Source organism: Halarchaeum acidiphilum MH1-52-1 (genome assembly GCF_000474235.1).
Lineage (GTDB): Archaea > Halobacteriota > Halobacteria > Halobacteriales > Halobacteriaceae > Halarchaeum > Halarchaeum acidiphilum.
The window spans coordinates 30,820-52,954 of the sequence record NZ_BATA01000006.1 but is presented as its reverse complement, the minus strand read 5'-3'; the positions used below and the strand labels follow the sequence as shown (position 1 = coordinate 52,954).

Below are 22,135 nucleotides of genomic sequence, written 5' to 3'. Positions count from 1 at the left end.
GGAGGAACGACCCGTGAGCATGGGGAAGCCGTGAGGCTCCCGGAAAGCGAGTAGCGCGGGACCACGGGTCCCGCGAACCGGGCGGACGATACGATCGCCCGTCCGACGCGACCGTCCGCTAGCTCCACCGCCGCCGCGCGATCAACAGCGCGACGATCAGACACAGTACGAGGAGCACCCAGAGCGGGATCAGTCCCGGCCCGGCCGTGCGCGCCGCCGGGGTCGTCTCGCTCGGCGTCCCGGGCGTCTCGCTCACCGGTGTCCCGTTCGTCGTCCCCTCGGCCGTCGCGGGGTTCGGTGTCCCGGTATCGCCGTCAGACGGCGCTTCGCTCTCTGATCCCGTCGGGTCGCTCGCTGCCGATTCCGTAGCCGTCGTCATCGACTCTGACGCCGTAGTGGTGGTCGTCGCGTTCGCCGTCGGCGTCGAATTCGCGTCCGTCGCCGTCGACTCGCTCGTCGTCTCCGTGCTGGGAACGTAGCCCCCGCCGTCGTCATCGTCGTCGGAGACGTAGCCCCCGCCGCCGTCATCGTCGTCGGAGACGTAGCCCCCGCCGCCGTCATCGTCGTCGGTGTTTGCGTCGTTCCCGCTCCCCTCGGTGGCGTTCGTGGCGTTCGTGGCGTTCGTCGCGGCCGCGGTGACCGAGACGTTCAGCGCGGCCGTCCCGACGTTTCCCGCCGCGTCCGTCGCCGCGAGCGTGGCCGTCTCGTTCCCCACCGCGTCGTAGCCGTGCGAAACCGACTCGCCGGTCGCGTGCGCTCCGTCACCGAACGTCCACGCGTACGCGACGATCCGCGTCACCCCGTCGTTCGCCGTCTCGGGTTCGAACGTCGCGGTGGCGTTCACCGATACGTTTCGGGACGCGTTGAGCGTCACCGTCGGCGGCGTCGTGTCGCGCGTGAGGGCGGTCGTCCGCGCGCTGTCCGTGCTCCCCTGCCCGTCGCGGGCCGTCACCGTGACGCTCGCCGGCCCGTTCGCCATCGCCGACGCGTTCCCGACGTCGGTCGTCGTCCGGTAGGTGCCGTCGTCGACCGCGGTGAGTGCGACCGTCCCCGCGTCGAACGCCGAGAGGTCGGCCCGCACCCCCGCGACGTCACCGGAGACGGTCGCCCCCACCGTCACGCGGTCCGTGGCGTTGACGGCGCCGTTCGCGTCCGTCGCGTCGGCCAGCGTCGCGTTGCGGATCCGCGGTCGGCGATCGTCGACCGCTGCCGTCGCCGAGGCGTTCCCGCGCCACTCGATGCCGCTCTCGGACGTGGCACGAGAGACGGCGAACGTGTAGTTCCCGTCCGCGCTCGCGTTCACCGCCTCGGCGTAGCGGTACGGCTCGCTACCGGCCTGCGTGAAATCCGCGAAGTCGAGGGTAGTGTTCGTCGGGCCGTCGAGTGAGAGCGAGGCGTCCGCGACGGACTGCGTCGCGTCGAACGCCGCGCGGAGATCACCGTCCGCGCTCGCGTTGAGGGTGGCGTTGTCGACTTCGAAGGTGGGGAGGGTAGCGTTCGCGACGAGATTGCCGTCGTCGACCTGCCCGTCCTCCGACGTCGCCCGCGTCAGCGTGACGGTGTAGTTGCCGCCGGCGTTCGCGTCGTACTGGCCGGTATAGGTGTAGGGCGGGGCGCTATCGCTCGTGGCGAAATTCGAGAGACCGAGCGTGGCGTTCGACGGTCCCGAGACGTCGATGGTCGCCCCGCTCAGTTTCCCCGTCGAGTTGAACGCGATGTCGAGTCGCTGATCGGGTGCCGCCGTGGCGTTCAGATCGGTGACGTTGAATCTCACGACCACGGTCGCGTCGTCGCTCCGATTGCCCCGCCAGTCGATGCCGCCCTCCGACGTCGCGTCGGAGACGGTGAACGCGTAGTCGCCGTCGGCGGTGGTGTTCACCGTCTCGGCGTAGCGGTACGGCTCGCTGGCGACCTGTGTGAAATCCGCGAAGTCGAGCGTAGTGTTCGTCGGGCCGTCGAGTGAGAGCGAGGCGTCCGCGACGGGACGTGATGCGTCGAACGCCGCGCGGAGATCGCCGTCCGCGCTCGCGTTGAGGGTGGCGTTGTCGACTTCGAAGGTGGGGAGGGTGGCGTTCGCGGTGAGTTCGTCGTCGTCGACCTGCCCGTCCTCCGACGTCGCCCGCGTCAGCGTGACGGTGTAGTTGCCGCCCGTGTCCGGATCGTAGTCTCCCGTGTAGGTGTAGGGCGGGGCGCTCTCGTTCGTGGCGAAATTCGAGAGACCGAGCGTGGCGTTCGACGGTCCCGAGGCGTCGATGGTCACGCTGTCCAGTTCTTTCGTGGCGTTGAACGAAATCTCGAGGCGCTGATTCGGTGCCGCCGTGGCGTTCAGGTCGGTGACGTCGAATCTCACATCCACGGTCGCGTCGTCGCTCCGATTGCCCCGCCAGTCGATACCGCCTTCCGACGTCGCGTCGGAGACGGTGAACGCGTAGTCGCCGTCGGCGGTGGTGTTCACCGTCTCGGCATAGCGGTAGGGTTCGCTGGCGGTCTGCGTGAAATCCGCGAAGTCGAGCGTAGTGTTCGTCGGGCCGTCGAGTGAGATCGAGGCGTCCGCGACGGACTGCGTCGCGTTGAACGAGGCTCTGAGAGCCCGATTCCCGCTCGCGTTGAGGGTGGCGTTGTCGACTTCGAAGATGGGGAGGGTGGCGTTCGCGGTGAGTTCGTCGTCGTCGACCTGCCCGTCCTCCGACGTCGCCCGCGTCAGCGTGACGGTGTAGTTGCCGCCGGCGTTCGCGTCGTACTGGCCGGTATAGGTGTAGGGCGGGGCGCTCTCGTTCGTGGAGAAATTCGAGAGACCGAGCGTGGCGTTCGACGGTCCCGAGGCGTCGATGGTCACGCTGTCCAGTTCTTTCGTGGCGTTGAATGTGATGCCGAGTCGCTGGTCGGGTGCCGCCGTGGCGTTCAGATCGGTGACGTTGAACCGGGTGACGACGGTCGCGTCGTCGCTCTGATTGCCCCGCCAGTCGATACCGCCTTCCGACGTCGCGCCGGAGACGGTGGCCGTGTAGTTGCCGTCCTCGTCCGGCGCGTACGTCGCGTTGTACGTCCACCACGTCCCGTCGCTCGCCGTCGCGTCGAAGCCGTCGAGGGCGACCGAGTGCTCGCTCCCGTTCGGACCCGTGACGGCCGCGTCGATCGACTGGAGTTTCTCGTTCGCCTTGACGGAGAACGCGAGCGTCCCCGACTCGTTCGTCAGCGTGGCGTTCGAGACGGTCAGGGGGGCGTCCGGCATCCACGCCACGCCCCCGTCGTTCGTCGTCACGATGTCGTTCCTGCTCGCGTCCGTGACGGTGCCGGTGGTGCCGTTCAGCGACGCCCACTTCACGGTGTTCGCCGACCCCTTCGCTTCGTAGAGGAACTCGACGCCCGAATCGTCCGTCCAGTCGACGCCCGCGACCGTGTGTTTGGCGACGCCGCCCTCGACGACCGTCGTCACGTTCGCGTCGGTGCCCTTCGGTGCGGCGAGCAACGCGTTGTTGCTCCCGTCGACGAACGGGACGCGCGCGACGCCGTCGCCGTCGAAGTCGCGGGGCGCGCCGACCCCGAGGCCGCTGTTCGAGCCGATGCCGCTCGTGTAGAACTTCACGACCCCGTCGCCCGTCTCGTTGTAGTACTTGAGTCCGTCCGACGACCCGACGAAGACGATCTCCGGGACGCCGTCGCCGGTGATGTCGGCGACGCCGAGCGCGGCGTTCGCCGCCGTGTCCGTCGAGACGACCGGCTCCGTCGTGCCGTTGTCGTACGCGCGGCTGAGTCTCTCGTTCCCCGACGAGGTGCGCCGAACGTAGTAGACCGCGGGCGTCCCGTCGCCGTTCAGGTCGCCGACGGCCATCTTCGTCTTCGTCTTCTTTGCGTTATCTGCCAACTGTTCGCGTTCACCGGTCCGATCGACGACGCCGAGCGTCTGCTGGTCGGTGACGTACGGCACCTCGACGTACCCGTCGCCGTCCACGTCACCGCCCTTTCCGACGACCTCGGCCGAGACGCCCGTGTCGATCGTCGCCCCGCTCTCGGTGACGAGCGTGACGCTCTCGGTACTCGAACTCACGTAGCCGAACTGTACTGCGCCCGTCGCGTCGCCGCTCCCGCTCGCGGCCACGACGCCACCGACGCCACCACTCGCGAGCGAGCCGACGAGCAACACCACCATCGCGATCGTCCGCGATGTCGCCAGTGTGACTCGACTCATCTTCAATTATATTGTCAGCCAGTCTAAAATGCCTTATCGCCGATACCGGTGGTCGATTCGCGACATCGACCGTGTCGGACGGTCCCACCGCTCTCGGCCCGCTCCGCGGGTTTTTACGGCTCGGGCCGCATACGGGACGTATGAGCGAACACGTCGAGCGGGCGCCCGTCGCGTGCCCGTCCTGTTCTCCCGACCGGGAGACGGTCCACGAGGTCCTCACCACCGGCGGGGGGACTGCCACGGTCCGCTGCACGGAGTGCGGACACACCCACAAAGCCCCCCTCGAATCCGAGGACACCGTCGAACCGACCGTCGTCGTCTCGCAGGACGGCGAGTCGTTCACCGCGTCCGTCGAGATGCCCGCGGACGAGTCCGTCGAGACCGGCGAGGAGTTCATCCTCGAGACGGAGGAGGTCATCATGCAGGTCCGGATCACCGACATCGAGGTCGGGCCGGAGAAGCGCGTGACGCGCACTCCCGCCGGCGAGGTGGAGACGTTCTGGACGCGCGCCGTCGACAACGTCTCCGTCCCCGTCACCGTCCACCCGCGCGACGGCGAGGGCGACGGCACCCGCAGCCTCGACCTCCAACTCCCGGGCGACGAGGAGTTCACCATCGGCGAGACCTACGAGTTCGGCGACGAGGAGTTCGAGATCGAGGGCATCCACATCCGCGAGGACGCCATCGAGCGCTACGACTTCCAGAAGCTCGGCCACGAGGGCGACACCGTCCTCGCCAAGGACGTCAAGCGGATCTACGGCGTCGATAAGTCCTCGAAGGCGTGGTCGGCTTGGTAGGCTAGGGTTTCGGCCCCCACTTTTTCACGCGTCGCGCGCGCGGACTCGATCATGGCGTACGAGGAGGAACGCGACCGGTTGGCCGATCGGCTCGCCCGACGACACGACCTCGACGAGCGCGTCGTCGACGCGATGCGAACCGTCCCGCGACACGCGTTCGTCCCCGAGGCGCGCCGCGACGACGCGTACGCCGATCGCCCGCTCCCCATCGGGCACGACCAGACGGTCAGCGCCCCGCACATGGTCGCCGTGATGGCCGACCACCTCGACTTGCACTCTGCGGAGACGGTCCTCGAAATCGGGACGGGCTGCGGGTATCACGCGGCCGTCACGGCCGAACTCGTCGGCGCCGAGAACGTTTACAGCGTCGAGTACGTCGACACGCTCGCCGAGGACGCCCGCGACAACCTCGCGGACGCGGGCTACGAGGAGGTGCACGTCCGGCGGGGCGACGGACGCGAGGGGTGGCCCGCGGGTGCGCCCTACGACGCCGCGTACCTCACCTGCGCCGCGCCGACGGTGCCGGACGCGTCCTCGAACAGACGCGCGCGGGCGGACGCGTGCTCGCACCCGTCGGCGACCTCGCGCAGGAACTCGTGCTCGTTCGCGTCCGCGAGGACGGCACCGAGCGCGAGCGGCTCGGCGGCGTCCGGTTCGTCCGGATGCAGTAGGGAGGCGCGCGTCGGACCGTTCAAGTCCTTCGACCGCTATCGACGCGTATGGAGTACGCGGCCGCGCGGGACGGCATGGTCGACAGCCTCGAACACGAGCTGCGGGGCGTCGTCGAACCCGATCCCGTCGGGACGGCGATGCGCGCCGTTCCGCGCCACGAGTTCGTCGACGAGGCCGACCACCGGGCGTACAACGACCGGTCGTTCGAGCAGTACGGCACGCGCGTGCTCGCGCCGAGCACCGCCGGCGCGCTCGTGCAGGCGCTCGCGCCCGAACCCGGCCACGACGTGCTCGTCGTCGGCGCGGGCGTCGGCTACACGAGCGCGGTGCTCGCCGAGATCGTCGGCGACGAGGGGGTTCACGCCGTCGACATCGCGCGCCGGGTCGTCTGGGCGGCCCGCGACAACCTCCGTCGCGCGGGCTACGGTGGCGCGCTCGTCGACCGTCGCGACGGTGCGCGCGGCTTCCCGGAGTACGCGCCGTTCGACCGCATCCTCGTCGAGGCCGCGGCCGTCGACGTGCCGCGCGCGCTTCGCGACCAGCTCGCTCCGGACGGCCGACTCGTGATGCCGCTCGGTGCGGGCGAACAGCGCCTCGCCGTCGTCGACGGCAGTGGTGTCGTCCGCGAGGGCGAGACGGTCTCCTTCGATCCGCTGCTCGTCGAGGGCGAACAGGGCGGCGTCCCGGTCCGCAACCGGACCGCTCGCGAGGATCGCGAACACGCCCGGCGGCACGCCGAACGCCGGCGCGGCTGGGAGCACGACTGGATCGAGTGGGACTAGCGGACGACGAGGACGTCCGCGTTCGCGCGCCGGTCGGCGTACTGCCCGCTCGGCGGCTTGACCGTGATCGTCAGCGTCCCCTGATCGGCCGTCGCCGACAGCGTCGGCGTCGCGCGGAGCGTCGCGACGCCCGTCTCGTTCGTCCGCCCGACGACCGGCTTCCCGCCCGCGAGACCGGCGGTGTCCGCGCTCAGGACGACGGTGACGTCGGGGACGGCGTGGCCGGCGGCGTCGACCGCCGCGACGGCGATGGTCCCGTTCCCGGGATGGACGACGTCGGGCGTCGGATGGGCGTCGAGTTCGGTCGTCGTGAGCGCGCCGACGCCGCTGACCATGTTGAGCATGACGCCGAGGACGGCGGTGCCGACGACGAACGCGACGACGAGGCGGATCGGCAGGCCGCGACGCCGCGGTCGTCGCCGGACGGGAGGTGGGGAGTCTGGACGTTGGGAGTCGGGAGGCTAGAAGTCGGGATGTTGGGAGTCTGGACGTTGAGGGTCGAGAGGCTGGAAGTTGGGAGGTGGGGAGTTGGGATGTTGGGAGCCGGGAGGCTGGAAGTTGGGAGATCGGGTGTCGAGAGGCCGAGGGTCGGGAGGTCGGGTGTCGGGAGATCGGGTGTCGAGAGGTCGAGTGTCATGTTCCTCCGTGCTCCGCCATCGGACTTGAAGTCGCGTCCGGGGGTTTGATAGCGGGGGACGGCGACGTGTCCGTATGGTCGACGGGGATCCCCGCGTCGTGTTTCCGCTCGCGGCCGTGCTCTCGGTGGTCTACGCCGCGATCGTCGTCTACGGGGCGTCGATCGTCGGATACGTCGCGTTCTCGCTCCCGATCGTGATCGGGACCGCCGCCGTCGTCTTCGTCGCGACGTACCTCGCGATCCTGCGGTAGCGATCTCGCCGTCGCCGTCGTCTCCTGACCCGGAATCATCGGATACGCCGGTTCTCCTCACCGTTCTCGCGGACGCGCTCGCGTGGTCTCCGGCCCACGGACCGGTGGGTTTGGCCGGCCTAAAACAAAGCGACTATATGGTTTTAGGATGGCCTAAACCATATGCCGCGAACGAAACGACGCCACGTCCGACGCATCGGTATCGTCGCGATCGCCCTGCTGCTCTGTTGTTCGGTCCTCGCCGGGATCGGCGCGGCGGCGGGTCCCGTGAGTTACGTCACGGTCTCGAACGTCAGCGTCTCGGACGACGCGCCGACCGTCGGCGACACGATCACCGTCACCCCCACCATTCGCCACTCCAGCGCGGGCGAGGGCGGCTTCCACGTCACCGAGGTCACGCTCGCCGACTCCGACGGCGACCGGCTATCGGAACTCGGCGACCTCGGAACGATCGGTTCCGGGGAGACCATCGACGCCCCGATGCGAGCGTCCTTCTCGACCGCCGGTGAGAAACGCCTCACCGTCCACGTCCGCGGCGAAGTCCTCGACGCGAACGGCACCGTCCAGACGCTGACCCAACTCACGTATCCGGTCTACGTCCACGCCTACGCCGCCGCGTCCTCGACGAAGCCCCGCGTTCACATCGACGCCCCCGACTCGATGGTCGCCGGCACCGAATCCACCGTCCGCGTCACGGTCTCGAACGGCGGCGACAGCGATCTCACCGACGTCACGATCCGCCTCGACGACTTCGGCGATCGCATCGACGCCCAGACGCGGATGCGTCCGACGATCCCCGCCGGCAACATGACGACGTTCACCTTCACCGTCACCCCCAGCGAGACCGGCGACGTGAACCTGAAGGCGACGCTCGACTCGGCGTCCCAGCGCGCGACCGGTCTCGGGTCGAGCGACGTCGAGGCGCTCGACGATACGGTGCGCGTCGACGCCACGACGGTCCACCGGAACAACTCGACGCACCTCCAGTACCACGTCGCGAACGCCGGGAACGCCCCGATCAGCGACGTCCTCGTGACCGGTCGCGCCCCCGACGTCTCCCTCCCGAGCGCGTCCACCGACCGCATCGGCGCGTCGGCCGCGACGACCCTCACCGTCCCGGTCGACACCGTGCCGTCCCGGGCATCGCTCAACGTCACGTACACCATCGGCGGCGAGACCCATCGCTCCCGGCAGACGATCAGCCCGGCGGGGCTACGGGCGGACGCGACGAACGACACCGCGGACGCGTCGTCCGCGACCGTCGCACAGGACGCCCTCCTCGGCGGCGGACCGCACGGCATTCCGCTCGCTGGCATCGGACTCCTCTTCGGCGGGATCGCCGCCGGCGGCGTCGCCGGCACCCGCTTTCGTCGATAGCGATACGACCGAGCGGTGATCGCGAAGGAATCAACACGACCGAGCGGTGATCGCAAAGAAATCAATTCGTCACGCGCGCACGCGTAGTCGCGAGCGACGAATCGCGACCCGACCCCACCGTCGCCCCGTCCTCGACCCCGGCCGCGCCGCCGGACGGGCCCATCCCGTCAGACGCGTGTGCGACGCCCTCACAGGCCCGTTCGCGGGGGACCACGTACACAAAGTATTTACCGGCGAACGCTCTTGTAGGTGATGTACTCCTACCGGACTGGACTGTCTAGTACCGCCGCGCTGGCGGGTTCGAACGGCACGACAGTCGAACCAGACAATCCAAACAATGTCAGACCACAATTCCAAGCTCCGCGCGGTCTTCCTGACGGCGCTGATGGTGCTCTCCGTCTTCGGAGCCACCGTCGCGTTCGCCGGGGGGGCTGCTGCGGCTGGTACACCCACTAATGGCTCTATCGGCTACGATACAGTCGATTCTGGAGCCTCCAACACGAGCGACATCGTGTTTGACGTACCGAATCTGAACGACAACAACAGCGGTCAGACTGTCAACTTTACTGTCAGTCTCGACAATGGTGCGAATTTCAGTAGCATCGACAGTGTTAGTGTGAACAACAGCAGCGCTATCGGTGGATCCCCCTCCAGTAGCGCTCAGGTTGACGACAACGGTGATATCGTGTTCGCTGTCCAACCGACCTCGTCCAACGTTGACGAGCAGTTCACACTCAACAGCGCAGCTGCTCAGTACCCCAACGTTGACTCGAACGCCACGGTCACGGCGAACGTGGACGTCAATGACTCCGGCGGGGACAATGCAAACCATAGCATCGGCTCTGTCCAAGTCGTTGCCGACTCTGGTAGCGACAACACCACTGGTGACAACACCACTGGTGACAACACCAACAACGGCAGTTACACCTACCAGAACTACAACCGCGCCGCGAACAAGGATGGCACGGGTAACGCGACGACGGGAGACAACGACGAACGGATCTTCGTCTTCCCGAACGCGACCGTGTTCAAGGGCGAGGAGGACATCCAGTTCGCTGGTACCCTCCACCGTAGCCTGACGGGCGTCTCCGGTAACGCGGAGGGGACGCAGCTCAGCCCGCCGGTCTCGCAGGATCAGGCGGAGGGCCTCTACTCGAACGACGGACAGCCGGGCTCGAAGTACGTCTCCGTCAACACGCCGCGCATCACGCACTTCAAGATCCACCCGACCGACAGTATGGATCAGGACATCGGCGGTAGCTCCATCCCGGAGTCCGCGGCCGATAACCTGACCGTCGTCGCGGACTGGAACTTCAAGCAGGCTGAGAACCTCGAGATCGAGGTCGACAACGCGAACGGTCTCGACATCACGGACGAGGTTCTCACGACCAAGCCGCACCATCTGAGCGGCACGGATAATACTGGTGCCGACCAGATGTCCGAAGCGAACGCCGACGATGACGGCCGCGTCTCGTGGACGCTCGACCTGAGCGATCAGGACGCGGGCGACTACTCGATCAACGTTGCCGGGACGGACGAGCTCTCGTTCGGCGCGGCGACGCAGACGAAGACGCTCACACTGAGTTCGCAGGACCAGATCTCGCTGGATCTGGACTCCGATTCGGTGACGCAGGGCGATAAGGTGACGTACACGATCCGCGGCAGCTCTGCGGGCAATCAGCACGTCGTCACGATCGACGGGAACGACCTGCGTGACGGCGTGACGGCGAGTCAGGCGCGCAAGGCGCTGCGCAACACCGGTGACGTCGACGACGTCGGCATTGTCACGAACGACGGCGATGTCTACTCCGGCTCGGACGACGTGTCGAATGTCAGTCGCGACGACATCGACTACGTGTACGCGAACCTGACGATCGACGACGACACGGGTGTCGCGGTCGGTTCGATCGACGCCCAGTACCTCGACGACACGTCCGTCGAAGTGGACGTCTATCAGGCTGGTGACGATATCTCGACAGTCGCTGCCAGCGATGCGTCCGAGGAGGACTCGCCCACCCTCGAAGTCAACGAGGGCGAAATCACGATCACGAACCCGACCAACACGTACGTGACGGGTTCGCAGGTCGAGGTCAACGGCACGGCGCCGTCGGGTCTCGACGACATCGCGGTGTACGCCCGCGATCAGGGCGAGTACAAGCTGGTCGACCTCGACGGGAATACGGACAACGGCATTCAGGCGACGACGTCCGTCAAGAGCGACGGGACGTGGTCGGAGGATGACGTCGTGCTCTCGCACGGTGACGCGCCGGGCAACGACATCTTCCGGATCAAGGGCACGTTCCGCCTCGGTGCGATCGACGTGCAGGACGTCCCGCAGAGCGACGACTACGACGGTCCGGCGAAGTCGATCTCGGTGTCGGACTTCAACTCCGGGACGAGCGGTCAGAAGTCGATTCGCGTGACCGGCACGTCGCTGACGGCGACCTTCCAGACGGTGAACGGACAGGTCGCGAGCGACGCTGACGGCACGCTGGACGTGAACGGTACGGCGCCGGGCGCGGACGACGTGCTGCTCGGCTTCGTCGACGAGCGCGGGAACGTGCAGTACCGCACCGCGAGCGTCGACGACGACGACTACACGTTCGATGCGGACGACGTCGCCGTCTCCGACCTGACGCAAGGGACGGTTCACGCGTTCGCGTACCACATCGGTCAGGACGGCTACGTCGGTGACGGCGACCTCGCGAGTCAGGACGGTGACGCGACCGGCCTGCGCGCGATGCAGGGCTACCTCGACTATCTGAACGACCGTTCGCTGGACGGGAGTCAGGTGATCAACTCGATCGAATCCGAGACGGTGAACGACACGGCCTCGGACGACAACATGGCGGAGACGACGTTCCGTCTGACGGACGCGTCGACGCGCATCAACACGGCGTACACCGAGGACCACGAGGCCTCGGGTATCAACCCGCTGGGCGTCGGCACGACGGCGATGGTCTCGGGTCAGACGAACCTGCAGCCGGACGACAACACGATCACCGTCGAACTGCAGAACGACAACGGTGACACGCTGTCGCTGACTTCCACGGACTCGTGGGACTACGACGGCCAGTGGTCGACCGAGCTGCCGGTCGACTCTGACGTCTCGCCGGGCAACTACACGCTGCACCTCGACGACGGTGAGAACACGGATACCGTCGACGTGCAGGTCGTGAGTGCGGACGAACTCCCCACCACGAGCACCTCGACGTCCACCTCGATGTCGACGAGCACGAGCACGTCGATGTCGACGAGCACGAGCACGACGAGCACGACGACGTCGACGTCGACGTCCTCCTCGTCGAGCACGTCGGGCACCAGCTCGCCGGGCTTCGGTGTGGGTCTCGCGCTGGTTGCGCTCGCGGGTGCGGCCCTGCTGGCGCTCCGCCGCGAGAACTAACCTGAATCACGACTGACCGGCGAAACCGGTCATTGCGTTTCGGTTCGCGGTTCTTCTTTCGACGCCACGTCGCGTAGTCGCGACGCCGTGTCGCTCTCCGCTCGAAGCGAGACACCCGCCTCTTTATGGTATCCCGCGCTCTCGTTTCGGATACGACACTCACGTAGCCATGAGTTCCTCTCGCGCGATCGCCCTCCTCTGTGGTCTCCTCGTCCTCTCGACGGGTGCCACTGCGTTCGCACCCACGCAGTACGGGACGCGGACGGCCGCGCTGAGCGAGCAGTCGACGACGGGCGCTGTGACGACGCCGGGCCACCTCCCGGTCACCGCCGAGCGGAGCGGTTTCGCGTCGCCCGAGACGAGCGTCACCGACTCGCTCGCGATGGCGCACGCGACGCTCGATCAGCGCTTGACGCGAGCGACGCTGCAAGCCCGACTGGACGATGCGTCGAACGAGACCGAGCGACGGCGGATCGTCTCGAACGCGACGGACGTCCTCGGTGAGCGGACGAACGCGCTCGTCGCTGACGCGTCGGGTGCCCGCGAACGGTTCCGCCGGGGGTCGCTCTCCGCCGACGAGTACGTGTCGACGCTGGTCTCGATCGACGCGCGCGCGTCGTCGCTGATATCGCTCGCCCAGTTCGTCAAGAACCGCCCCCCAGCAAACGCCGTGACGGAGACACGCACCGCACAGTACCGCTCACAGCTGCTCGGGTACACGGACGATCTCCGAAGCGGTATCGCGGACACGTACCGTGGCCAGTCCAATCTCGACCTCGATCGGGTCTACGTCGAGGCCGGCCCGAACGGCTCCGCGCTCTCGTCGATCAGTGACGGGACGTACACCCGGGCCGCCACGCGTCCCTCGAACTACGACGAGAACCCCGGTGCGGTGCCCTCGGGGGGCGACGTCATCGCGCACGTCCAAGACCTCTACCCGTGGGTGATGAATCAGAGCACCGGCGTCAGCTTCGTCCCCATCCCGATCCAATCGACGTCCGCGAAGTACGCCTATCGGCTGACGCTCACCTACGCGAACGGGAGCGTCCACTCGTACGTCGACATGAGCACCGACCGGGTCTATCAGGAGACGCAGACGCTCTCCCCCGACGGACTCGCGGCGTCCCCCGACGTCTCGGCGACGAACGGCTCGACCCGGGTCGCGGTCAGCCGGACCTATCCCGGCGGGCCGCTCCGCGTCGCGGTGACGGCGGACGGGGACCCGACGGCGGCGACGATCACCGTCGCGAACCACACCGTCGGCACGACGGGTGCAGATGGACGCCTGCGGGCGCTCTCGCCGAGCGGGTCGTTCACCGTCCGCGCGACGACGAGCGACGGGACCACGGTCCGCGTCCGGACGTCGTCCGTGGCGACCTGATGGCCTCATCGAGACGCGCTGACACACCTGAAATCGGCACGTTGCGCCGGTTTGTTGCCGATGCGTTTCGAAGACTTTTTCCACCGTACTGACTAACCAAACAGTTGGTTAGCCACCAGATGACTGACGCCGAATCGAGACTCCTTCAGAACCGACAGCCGAACGGCATCGCAGCGCCCCGCACGCGCGCCCCACACGCACCACTATGAGCAAGGTGGTGGAGGGCATCGGGCGGGAGCGCTTGATCATCCTCGCCGGCCTCATGCTCGCCGTGTTGATGGCCGCGATGGACCAGACTATCGTCGCCGCCGCGCTCCCGGACATCCTCAGCGACTTGGGTGCGAGTCAGGACAAGATCACGTGGATCATCACCGCGTACCTGATCATGCAGGCGGCCTCGACGCCGCTCTACGGGCGGCTGAGCGACATGTATGGTCGCAAGCCCCTGTTCTTGGGCGCGATCATCATCTTCTGGGTCGCCTCCGGGCTCTGTGGCGTCGCGCAGAACGCGACGCAGCTCACCCTCTTTCGTGCGATTCAGGGGATCGGTGGCGGCGGACTGATCTCGCTGGCGCTGACGATCATCGGCGACATCTTCAGTCCGCGCGAGCGCGGTCAGTACATCAGCGGGATGTTCATCCTGATCGGGCTCGCGACGATCCTCGGCCCGCTCCTCGGCGGGTGGCTCACCGATCACTACACGTGGCGGCTGATCTTCGTGATCAACCTCCCGATCGGGCTGCTCGCGCTCGCGGTCATCGAACCGACGCTGGACCTCCCGGTTCCGGACGAAGACCACTCGATCGACTACCTCGGTGTCATCTTCCTCTTCGTGACGACCGTCGCGGTCATCGTCGTCTCCGAGAAGGGGAGCGACTGGGGATGGGGATCGTGGGGGATCGACCTGCTCATCGTGACCGCGATCGTCGGTCTCGCGTTGTTCCTCTATCAGGAGCACATGTCCCGCGAGCCGATTCTTCCGCTCGCCCTGTTCAAGAATCCGGTCGTCGCGTGCGCGATCGGCCTCAGCTTCTGTGCCGGCATCGGGCGACTGCTCGTCATCAACTACATCCCGACCTTCCTCCAGTACACGCAGGGGGTCTCCTCGACGACCGCCGGCGCGCTCATCGCACCGATGATCATCGGGATGGTCGGCTTCTCCTTCGTCGTGGGGAACCTCATGACCCGGACCGGGCGCTACAAGCCGTTCCCGATCATGGGCGCCATCTTCGGTGCCGTCGGGTTCTTCTTACTCTCGACGATCCACGGAGGGACGGCGTTCACCACGCTCGCCGGGTACCTCTTCATCACGGGCGCGGGCTTCGGGCTGATCATGCCCGTGCTCACGACGGCCTCGCAGAACGCCGTCCGACCCGAGTACCTCGGCGTGGTGACGACGATCATCACCTACCTCCGGACGCTCGCGGGCGGTCTCGGCGTCTCCGTTTATGGGACCCTGTACAGCAACTCGTTCAGCGACATGATGGTCCGCATCGCCGGTCGCGGCCAGTCGCGCGGGGGGCTCGATCCCGTCCTGCTCCACACGCCGCAGTACGGACGCGTGCTCCGCGACGACATCGTTCGGGCCGTCTCGCTGAGCATGGACAAGATGTTCCTCTACCTCGTTCCCGTGATGGCGGTCGCGTTCGTCATCGCGCTTCTCCTCCCCGAACTCTCCCTCTCGCAGCAGTCGAACGTCGAAGAGATGGAGGGCGACGACAGCACCGACGCACAACCGACCAGCGACTGACGACCTCAACACAGACACACCACACCAATGCAGTACGAACGACTCATCACGAGTGCAGTCCTCGCGCTCCTCCTCTTGAGCGCCGCACCGATCGCCGTCTCCGCCGTCGACGCGAACAACAGCGTGGCGGGCCACCCCGACCTCCACGCCTCGGTCACCGACAACGAGTTCACGGCCGGGACGGAGGCGACGCTCCCGCTCTACGTGCAGAACGACGGCGTCATCCTGCAGGGCGGGAACGCCCAGTACGAGGAGCGCGTGAAGACCGCCCGCGCGACACAGCTCTCGATTTCGAGCGGGAGCAGTCCGATCACCGTTCACACGAAGAACTATCCCGCTGGCAACGTCAAGGACGGCTCGAACGGCCCGTACCCCCTCGACATCACCGTCCCCGAGGGCACGAAGCCCGGGACGTACCACCTCTCGGTCCACGCGAAGTACGACTACACCGCGCAGGTCCGCTACGGACCCGAGCAGCCGCGGTACACGGACTTCTCCCGCGACGTGACGTTCGACGTGCCGGTCGTCGTCCGCGACCGCGCGCAGTTCAAGGTCGTGAATCACTCGACCGACGCCCGCATCAATCAGCGCGGGACGTACAGCGTCTCGATCAAGAACGTCGGCTCCGAGGTCGCGACGAACGCGGACGTGAAGGTGTCCTCGCAGACGCAGGCCATCACGTTCGGTTCGTCCGGACGCTCGGCGAGCGCCTCCGTCGACAAGTGGGAGCCCGGTGAGACGAAGACGGTCACCTACGACACCGCCGTGGACGACATCGCGGACGTCCACAACTACTCCGTCCCCGTGGGCATCACGTTCGCCGACGCGGACGGCGTCACCCGGAAATCCAACCGTCTCCTCACGACGTTCCGTCCCCGGCCGGAGCAGAAATTCGGCGTGAACGACGTCCAGAGCACGCTGCGAATCGGCCGCAGTGACGGGACCCTTTCGGGGACGGTGACGAACACCGGTCCCGAGCCAGTCCACGACGCGACGCTCGTCATTAAGAACAACCTCTCGTCGCTCTCCTTCGATCAGCGCTCGTACGCGCTGCCGGATCTCGGCGTCGGCGAGAGCGCGTCCTTCTCCTTCGACGGGGGGACGGTCCCGAAGACCGCGAACGCGAGTTCGCTCCCCGTCGAGCTGGCGGTCCACTACGACAACGAACAGGACGACCCGTACACGAGCGACGTCCACGAGGTCCACGCCGACGTCGGCTCGCACGAGTCCCTGTTCAACGTCACGCAGGTCGGCACGATCGCGTCCGGCACCCGTGGCGACACGCCGAAGGACTCCGACTGGAGCAAGCTCACCTTCGAGGTGACGAACACCGGCGATACGACGCTCCACAACGTCAAGCCGAGCATCGTCTTCGACAGCCAGTACTTCGAGCGGCCGATCGAGAGCAACTACCGGACGGGCGTCATCAAGACGCTCAAGCCCGGCGAGTCGCAGACCGTGACGTACGCCGTGAGCGCCTCCGGGGCGTCCGGCGGGACGACGTATCCGCTCGACGTCGTGGTCAACTACGACCAGCCGAACGGCGTGACGCGGACGACGACGTCGTACACCGTGCCGATCGATATCGCGCAGAGCTCCTCGCTCCCGCTCCTGCCGATCGGTGGCGGCGCGATCATCCTGATCGGGATTCTCCTCGGCGCCTTCATCTGGAAGCGCCGCTCGCCCGACGAGGAATAGCGACTCGATAGCCGCCGTTTCTCCTCTCTCGCCCTTCCCTTCTCGCCATCTCCTGACTCACGTCCCCCGCTTTCCTTCCTCTCGGCTCCTCGTCTCTCGCCGGTCGCGGAGATCCGCCGCGCTTCGAACGCGTTCGACCGTTATCCATATACTCGCGAACACCCAACCCGAGGCACATGGCGCTCGAAACGACCGATGCGCTCGCGTGGATCGTCGTCGGGCTGTTCGCCGCGAGCGCCGTCCTCGCGACGCGTGACGACTACGCGCGCGCCGCGCGCTCCGTCGCCGCCGTCTCGTGGGTCCTGTTCGGCGTCTTCTGGGCGCTCCTCGTCCCGCACTTCTGGTTCGCGCAGAAGAGCGTCATCGAGACGATACTCGTCGCGGCCGCCGTCCCGGGATCGCTCTACGTCGCGTACCTCGTCTACGGCACGCGGCCATCGCTCATGATCCTCTCGCGCGCCGTCGCCGCGATGGGGATCATCTACCTCCCGGTGCTCACGATCGACGGCGTCGGGCGGGCGCTGATCGCCGCGACGGCGCGCGAGAGTGCGTGGCTCCAGAACGCCCTCGGCTATCACCCGCGGGTCCTCACCGGCCCGACGATGGAGTCCTCGCACACCGGCTTCCCCCACGCGTTCGTCTACGTCGTCGACGGGCATCGCTACCTCCTCGAAGTCCTCCTCGCCTGCACCGGGATCGGCAGCATCTCGCTCGTCGCCGGCGTCATCATCGCGCTGCGCGCGCCGCTGCGCCGGCGCCTCCTCGGTCTCGGCATCGCCGTCCCCGTCATCTACGCCCTGAACGTCGTCCGCGTCTCCTTCATCGCGATGGCGCACGGGAACCAGTGGTTCGACGGGCCGCTCGCCCATCGGATCGTCGCGATCGTCTTCAGCCCCACGCAGAGCGGCGTCACCTCCTACTACATCGCCGACCGCGTCATCGCACAGTCGCTCTCCGTCGTCGCGCTCGTCGCGCTCACGATCGTCCTGCTCCGCGTGCTGCCCGAGCTAGGGACCGTGGTCCGAGACCTCCTCTACCTCGCGACCGGGACGGAGTACGACGTCGCCGGACGCGCCGACTGAGGGGCGAGGAGTCCACGCTCCCCACGACGCGGAACGCTCGACTCCCGAACTGGACACCACAGCGCCACGGAGAGGCGTCGCTCGTCAAGATGGACGCGTTCGGGAAGGTGAAAGCGGACGGCTCACTCTACGCGTCGTCCGCTCACGACTCGTTCGTGACACGCAGAGCGGTCACTCACGGATTAGGTCGCTGAGAAAGCGCCCGGAGCGGGATTTGAACCCGCGTCACGACCGTGACAGGGTCGTATGATGGGCCACTACACCATCCGGGCTTCGAACGCATCTCTTCGTAGCCGGGTGAACTAATTAAGACTTTCTTTCTGCCCCCCTCCGAGGTACGTGTTCACAGAGCTATCGGGCTGGGTTCGTCGCGATCGACACCGGGACGAGGCCCCATACGCGTGCGGAGTTGGCAAGACTTAACCTCCGCGGACGTAAAAGGTACTGTAGTATCTCGTGAGAGCCGCTTCTGCCCCCACCCAGGTGCACCCATGGTAGATGAAAGCCAACACGAACTCGTGCCCGACCATACCGTCCTGCCGGAGGACGAGGTAGAGGACGTCCTTGAGGAGTACGACGTCGAGCGGACGTCGCTTCCGAAGATCAAACGCCGCGATCCCGCGCTTCCCGACGACGCCGAGACCGGCGACGTCGTGAAGGTCGTGCGCGACTCCCGAACCACGGACGAAGCCATCGTGTACCGACTGGTCATCGAATAATGCAACAGCAAGACCGACGACAGCTGTCGAGAGCGTACTTCTCGAAGGAACGGCTCGCCGAACACCACTACCGCTCGTTCAACGCGTTCCTCGAGCGGGGCATGCAGGACGTCGTCACCGAGAAAGAACGCATCGAGACGGACATCGGTGACAAGGAGGATCAGGAGCCGGTCTTCGTGGAACTCGGCGACGTCCGCGTGACGACGCCGCGCGTCCGCGAGGCCGACGGCTCCGAGGAGTTGCTCTACCCGCAGGAGGCCCGCCTGCGCAACATCACCTACTCCGCGCCCGTGTTCATGGAGATGAGCATCGTCCGCGGGGGGGAGGAAGAAGAGGAGACGGTCCTCGACACGACCGAGACGAAGGTCGGCCGGATGCCGATCATGGTCGGCTCCTCGAAGTGCAACATCGCGGACTTCTCAGATGAGGAACTCGTCGACATCGGCGAGGACCCCGCCGACCCCGGCGGGTATTTCATCGTCAACGGCTCCGAGCGCGTGCTGATGACCTCGGAGGACCTCGCGCCGAACAAGATCCTCGCCGAGTACGACACGAAGTACGGCGACGAGATTCAGGTCGCAAAGACGTTCAGCCAGCGCCGCGGCTACCGCGCGCTCGTGCTCTGCGAGCGCAACCGCTCGGGCATCCTCGAGGTCTCGTTCCCGTCCGTCTCGGGATCGATCAACTTCGTGACGCTCGTGCGGGCGCTCGGCCTCGAATCGGACGAGGAGATCGTCCACCGGGTCAGCGACGACCCGGAGATCGTGAAGTTCATGCTGGAGAACTTGGAGGAGGCCGACGTCCAGACGGAGGCGGAGGCCATCGAGACGCTCGGGAAACGCGTCGCCTCCGGGCAGGGCAAGGACTACCAGCTCAAGCGCGCGAACTACGTCATCGACCGCTACCTCCTCCCGCACCTCCACGAGGAGGGCGTCGAGGACGAGGAGACGCGGATCAACAAGGCGTACTACCTCTGCCGGATGGCCGAGGCGTGCTTCGAGCTCGCGCTCGATCGGCGCGAATCCGACGACAAGGACCACTACGCCAACAAGCGCCTGAAGGTCAGCGGCGACCTCATGAAGGACCTCTTCCGGACCGCGCTGAACAAGCTCGCGCGCGACGTGAAGTACCAGCTCGAACGCGCGAACATGCGCAACCGGCAGCTCACCGTGAACACGGTGGTCCGCTCGGACGTGCTGACCGAGCGCCTCGAACACCCGATCGCGACGGGGAACTGGGTCGGCGGGCGCTCTGGGGTCTCCCAGCTCGTCGATCGGACGGACCACATGGGCGTTCTCTCCCACCTCCGGCGGCTGCGCAGCCCGCTCTCCCGTTCGCAGCCCCACTTCGAGGCGCGTGACCTGCACGCGACCCAGTGGGGTCGCATCTGTCCCTCCGAGACGCCGGAGGGACCGAACTGCGGGCTCGTGAAGAACTTCGCGCAGGCGATGGAGCTCTCACAGAACGTGGACGACGAACAGGACCTGAAAACCGAACTCTCCTCGATGGGCGTGGAGGGAGTGCCCGGTCTGCAACACGAGAACGACGCGCCCGCGGACGACTAACACATGAGTCAGGCACGAGACGCGAAAGTCTACGTCAACGGGAGCCTCGTCGGGACCCACCCGGATCCCTACGAGCTCGCCGATCAGATCCGTGAATCCCGCCGACGCGGCGACGTCTCCGAGATGGTGAACGTCTCGGTGAAAGACCGTACCCGCGAAGTCATCGTGAACGCGGACGCCGGTCGCGCCCGGCGCCCGCTGCTCGTCGTCGAGGACGGCGAGACGATCGCCGACGAATCCGACGTCGAGGCCGTGCAGAACGGCGAGATGGAGTTCGAGGATCTCGTCGAGGAGGGGAAGGTCGAGTACATCGACGCCGAGGAGGAAGAGGACATCCTCGTCGCCGTCGACGAGGACGAACTCACCGACGACCACACCCACCTCGAGATCGACCCGCAGCTCATCTTCGGCATCGGCGCCGGGATGGTCCCCTACCCCGAGCACAACGCCTCGCCGCGTATCACGATGGGCGCGGGGATGATGAAGCAGAGTCTGGGGCTGCCCGCGGCGAACTACCGGATCCGCCCGGACACCCGCCAGCACATCATGCACTACCCGCAGGCGGCGATGGTCAACACCCAGACCACCGAGCAGATCGGCTACGACGACCGCCCCGCGGGGCAGAACTTCACGGTCGCCGTCATGTCCTACGAGGGGTTCAACATCGAGGACGCTCTCGTCATGAACAAGGGGTCGGTCGAGCGCGCGCTCGGCCGCTCGCACTTCTTCCGCACCTACGAGGGTGAGGAACGCCGCTACCCCGGTGGACAGGAGGACCGCTTCGAGGTCCCCGGCGAGGACGTCCGCGGCTCGCGCGGCGAGGACGCGTACACGCACCTCGACGAGGACGGGATGGTCAATCCCGAGACGCAAGTGGACGAGAACTCCGTCCTGCTCGGAAAGACCAGTCCCCCCAGATTCCTCGAAGAGCCGGACGACATGGCGGGGCTGAGCCCGCAGAAGCGCCGCGAGACGTCCGTGACGATGCGTTCGGGCGAGGACGGCGTCGTCGACACGGTGACTGTCATGGAGGGCGAGGACGGCAGCAAGCTCGCGAAGGTCTCGGTGCGCGACGAGCGCGTCCCGGAACTCGGCGACAAGTTCGCGTCCCGGCACGGCCAGAAGGGCGTCATCGGCCACCTCGCGCCGCACGAGGACATGCCGTTCACCGAGGAGGGCGTCGTACCCGACCTGATCGTGAACCCGCACGCGCTGCCGTCGCGGATGACGGTCGGTCACGTGCTGGAGATGCTCGGCGGGAAGGCCGGCGCGCTCGACGGCCGCAGCGTCGACGGCACCGCCTTCACCGGCGAGGACGAGGAGGAGATCCGCGGCACGCTCGAGGCCCACGGCTTCGACTCCTCCGGGAAGGAACAGCTCTACTCGGGCGTCTCCGGCGAGAAGATCGAGGCCCAGATCTTCGTGGGGAACATCTTCTACCACAAGCTCTACCACATGGTCTCGAACAAGGTGCACGCCCGTTCGAAGGGACCTGTGCAGGTGCTCACGCGCCAGCCGACCGAGGGGCGCGCCCGCGAGGGTGGCCTGCGCCTCGGGGAGATGGAGCGCGACACCGTCATCGGGCACGGCGCGGCGATGGTGCTCAAAGAGCGCCTGCTCGAATCCTCCGATCAGGAGTACGTCCACATCTGCGGGAACTGCGGGATGACCGCCGTGGAGAACAGAGAACAGCGTCGCGTCTACTGCCCGAACTGCGGGGAGGAGACCGACGTGCACAACATCGAGATGAGCTACGCGTTCAAGCTCCTGCTCGACGAGATGAAGGCGCTCGGCATCGCGCCGCGCCTCGAACTCAAGGACGCCGTCTAACA

14 protein-coding genes, 1 tRNA gene and 2 pseudogenes are annotated in these 22,135 nt (G+C 66.9%); 14 read left to right on the top strand and 3 right to left on the bottom strand.

What is annotated here, in order from left to right:
* Positions 1-118 precede the first annotated feature (118 nt).
* Positions 119-4,189, bottom strand: a complete 4,071-nt coding sequence (locus AOZ13_RS02210; RefSeq protein WP_021779689.1) for a beta strand repeat-containing protein — start codon at positions 4,187-4,189, stop codon at positions 119-121.
* A 140-nt stretch (positions 4,190-4,329) separates the two neighbouring features.
* On the opposite strand from AOZ13_RS02210, the gene AOZ13_RS02205 reads away from it, so the two are divergent.
* The 3 genes and pseudogenes from AOZ13_RS02205 to AOZ13_RS02195 all read left to right on the top strand — a co-directional run bounded on the left by AOZ13_RS02205 (position 4,330) and on the right by AOZ13_RS02195 (position 6,440).
* Complete coding sequence (locus tag AOZ13_RS02205; protein WP_020222467.1) at positions 4,330-4,986, top strand: HVO_0476 family zinc finger protein; 657 nt, start codon at positions 4,330-4,332, stop codon at positions 4,984-4,986.
* Between the two features lie 51 nt (positions 4,987-5,037).
* Positions 5,038-5,657: pseudogene (locus AOZ13_RS02200) on the top strand (protein-L-isoaspartate(D-aspartate) O-methyltransferase).
* Positions 5,658-5,705: 48 nt separating this feature from the next.
* On the top strand, positions 5,706-6,440 hold the full coding sequence (locus AOZ13_RS02195) for a protein-L-isoaspartate O-methyltransferase family protein (protein ID WP_021779687.1): 735 nt from the start codon (positions 5,706-5,708) through the stop codon (positions 6,438-6,440).
* On the opposite strand, the gene AOZ13_RS14715 is transcribed toward AOZ13_RS02195, so the two are convergent.
* Positions 6,437-6,784, bottom strand: a complete 348-nt coding sequence (locus tag AOZ13_RS14715) for a DUF7382 domain-containing protein (RefSeq protein ID WP_021779686.1) — start codon at positions 6,782-6,784, stop codon at positions 6,437-6,439. The two genes, AOZ13_RS02195 and AOZ13_RS14715, sit on opposite strands and share 4 nt — an antisense overlap.
* Positions 6,785-7,151: 367 nt before the next feature.
* Here AOZ13_RS14715 and AOZ13_RS14130 point away from each other — a divergent pair, with 367 nt between their 5' ends.
* From AOZ13_RS14130 to artA, 8 genes and pseudogenes are all read left to right on the top strand, one after another.
* Positions 7,152-7,328: a hypothetical protein gene (locus AOZ13_RS14130; protein ID WP_020222071.1), complete on the top strand. Its 177-nt coding sequence runs from the start codon at positions 7,152-7,154 to the stop codon at positions 7,326-7,328.
* Between the two features lie 162 nt (positions 7,329-7,490).
* Positions 7,491-8,705, top strand: coding sequence for a CARDB domain-containing protein (locus AOZ13_RS02185; protein WP_020222072.1), 1,215 nt, complete (start codon positions 7,491-7,493; stop codon positions 8,703-8,705).
* Between the two features lie 337 nt (positions 8,706-9,042).
* Positions 9,043-9,135: pseudogene (locus tag AOZ13_RS15575) on the top strand (surface glycoprotein); the annotation flags it as partial.
* Between the two features lie 363 nt (positions 9,136-9,498).
* A complete protein-coding gene (gene csg / locus AOZ13_RS02180; RefSeq protein ID WP_049933716.1) occupies positions 9,499-12,108 on the top strand; it encodes an HVO_2072 family ArtA-dependent S-layer glycoprotein in 2,610 nt (869 codons plus the stop codon).
* A gap of 169 nt (positions 12,109-12,277) precedes the next feature.
* Positions 12,278-13,489 carry a DUF7094 domain-containing protein gene (locus AOZ13_RS02175; RefSeq protein WP_020220795.1) on the top strand — a complete coding sequence of 404 codons (1,212 nt, stop codon included), beginning with the start codon at positions 12,278-12,280 and terminating at the stop codon, positions 13,487-13,489.
* A 205-nt stretch (positions 13,490-13,694) separates the two neighbouring features.
* Entirely contained in the window at positions 13,695-15,239 is a 1,545-nt protein-coding gene (locus tag AOZ13_RS02170) for an MDR family MFS transporter (RefSeq protein ID WP_044957136.1), read from the top strand.
* Between the two features lie 27 nt (positions 15,240-15,266).
* Positions 15,267-16,937, top strand: a complete 1,671-nt coding sequence (locus AOZ13_RS02165) for a COG1361 S-layer family protein (protein WP_020220797.1) — start codon at positions 15,267-15,269, stop codon at positions 16,935-16,937.
* Positions 16,938-17,113: 176 nt separating this feature from the next.
* Entirely contained in the window at positions 17,114-18,019 is a 906-nt protein-coding gene (artA, locus tag AOZ13_RS02160) for an archaeosortase A (RefSeq protein WP_020220798.1), read from the top strand.
* Positions 18,020-18,218: 199 nt separating this feature from the next.
* Here artA and AOZ13_RS02155 read toward each other — a convergent pair.
* Positions 18,219-18,291 (bottom strand) — tRNA-Asp (locus tag AOZ13_RS02155).
* 219 nt (positions 18,292-18,510) lie between these two features.
* Here AOZ13_RS02155 and AOZ13_RS02150 point away from each other — a divergent pair.
* The 3 genes from AOZ13_RS02150 to rpoB are packed head-to-tail and all read left to right on the top strand — an operon-like array spanning position 18,511 to position 22,133.
* Complete coding sequence (locus tag AOZ13_RS02150) at positions 18,511-18,738, top strand: DNA-directed RNA polymerase subunit H (RefSeq protein ID WP_020220799.1); 228 nt, start codon at positions 18,511-18,513, stop codon at positions 18,736-18,738.
* Positions 18,738-20,303, top strand: coding sequence for a DNA-directed RNA polymerase subunit B'' (locus tag AOZ13_RS02145; protein ID WP_020220800.1), 1,566 nt, complete (start codon positions 18,738-18,740; stop codon positions 20,301-20,303). The genes AOZ13_RS02150 and AOZ13_RS02145 overlap by 1 nt, the downstream gene beginning before the upstream one ends.
* A 3-nt stretch (positions 20,304-20,306) precedes the next feature.
* The gene (gene rpoB, locus AOZ13_RS02140) at positions 20,307-22,133 is read left to right on the top strand and encodes a DNA-directed RNA polymerase subunit B (protein WP_020220801.1); all 1,827 of its coding nucleotides are present in this window, start codon (positions 20,307-20,309) and stop codon (positions 22,131-22,133) included.
* Positions 22,134-22,135: the final 2 nt, after the last annotated feature.

Coding starts and splice junctions, on each gene's coding strand:
- AOZ13_RS02185 (WP_020222072.1), top strand. CDS start 7,491: ATGCCGCGAACGAAACGACGCCACGTCCGACGCATCGGTATCGTCGCG.
- AOZ13_RS02175 (WP_020220795.1), top strand. CDS start 12,278: ATGAGTTCCTCTCGCGCGATCGCCCTCCTCTGTGGTCTCCTCGTCCTC.
- AOZ13_RS14130 (WP_020222071.1), top strand. CDS start 7,152: ATGGTCGACGGGGATCCCCGCGTCGTGTTTCCGCTCGCGGCCGTGCTC.
- AOZ13_RS02170 (WP_044957136.1), top strand. CDS start 13,695: ATGAGCAAGGTGGTGGAGGGCATCGGGCGGGAGCGCTTGATCATCCTC.
- AOZ13_RS02165 (WP_020220797.1), top strand. CDS start 15,267: ATGCAGTACGAACGACTCATCACGAGTGCAGTCCTCGCGCTCCTCCTC.
- AOZ13_RS02150 (WP_020220799.1), top strand. CDS start 18,511: ATGGTAGATGAAAGCCAACACGAACTCGTGCCCGACCATACCGTCCTG.
- AOZ13_RS02210 (WP_021779689.1), bottom strand. CDS start 4,189: ATGAGTCGAGTCACACTGGCGACATCGCGGACGATCGCGATGGTGGTG.
- AOZ13_RS02195 (WP_021779687.1), top strand. CDS start 5,706: ATGGAGTACGCGGCCGCGCGGGACGGCATGGTCGACAGCCTCGAACAC.
- AOZ13_RS14715 (WP_021779686.1), bottom strand. CDS start 6,784: ATGCTCAACATGGTCAGCGGCGTCGGCGCGCTCACGACGACCGAACTC.
- rpoB (WP_020220801.1), top strand. CDS start 20,307: ATGAGTCAGGCACGAGACGCGAAAGTCTACGTCAACGGGAGCCTCGTC.
- AOZ13_RS02145 (WP_020220800.1), top strand. CDS start 18,738: ATGCAACAGCAAGACCGACGACAGCTGTCGAGAGCGTACTTCTCGAAG.
- AOZ13_RS02205 (WP_020222467.1), top strand. CDS start 4,330: ATGAGCGAACACGTCGAGCGGGCGCCCGTCGCGTGCCCGTCCTGTTCT.
- artA (WP_020220798.1), top strand. CDS start 17,114: ATGGCGCTCGAAACGACCGATGCGCTCGCGTGGATCGTCGTCGGGCTG.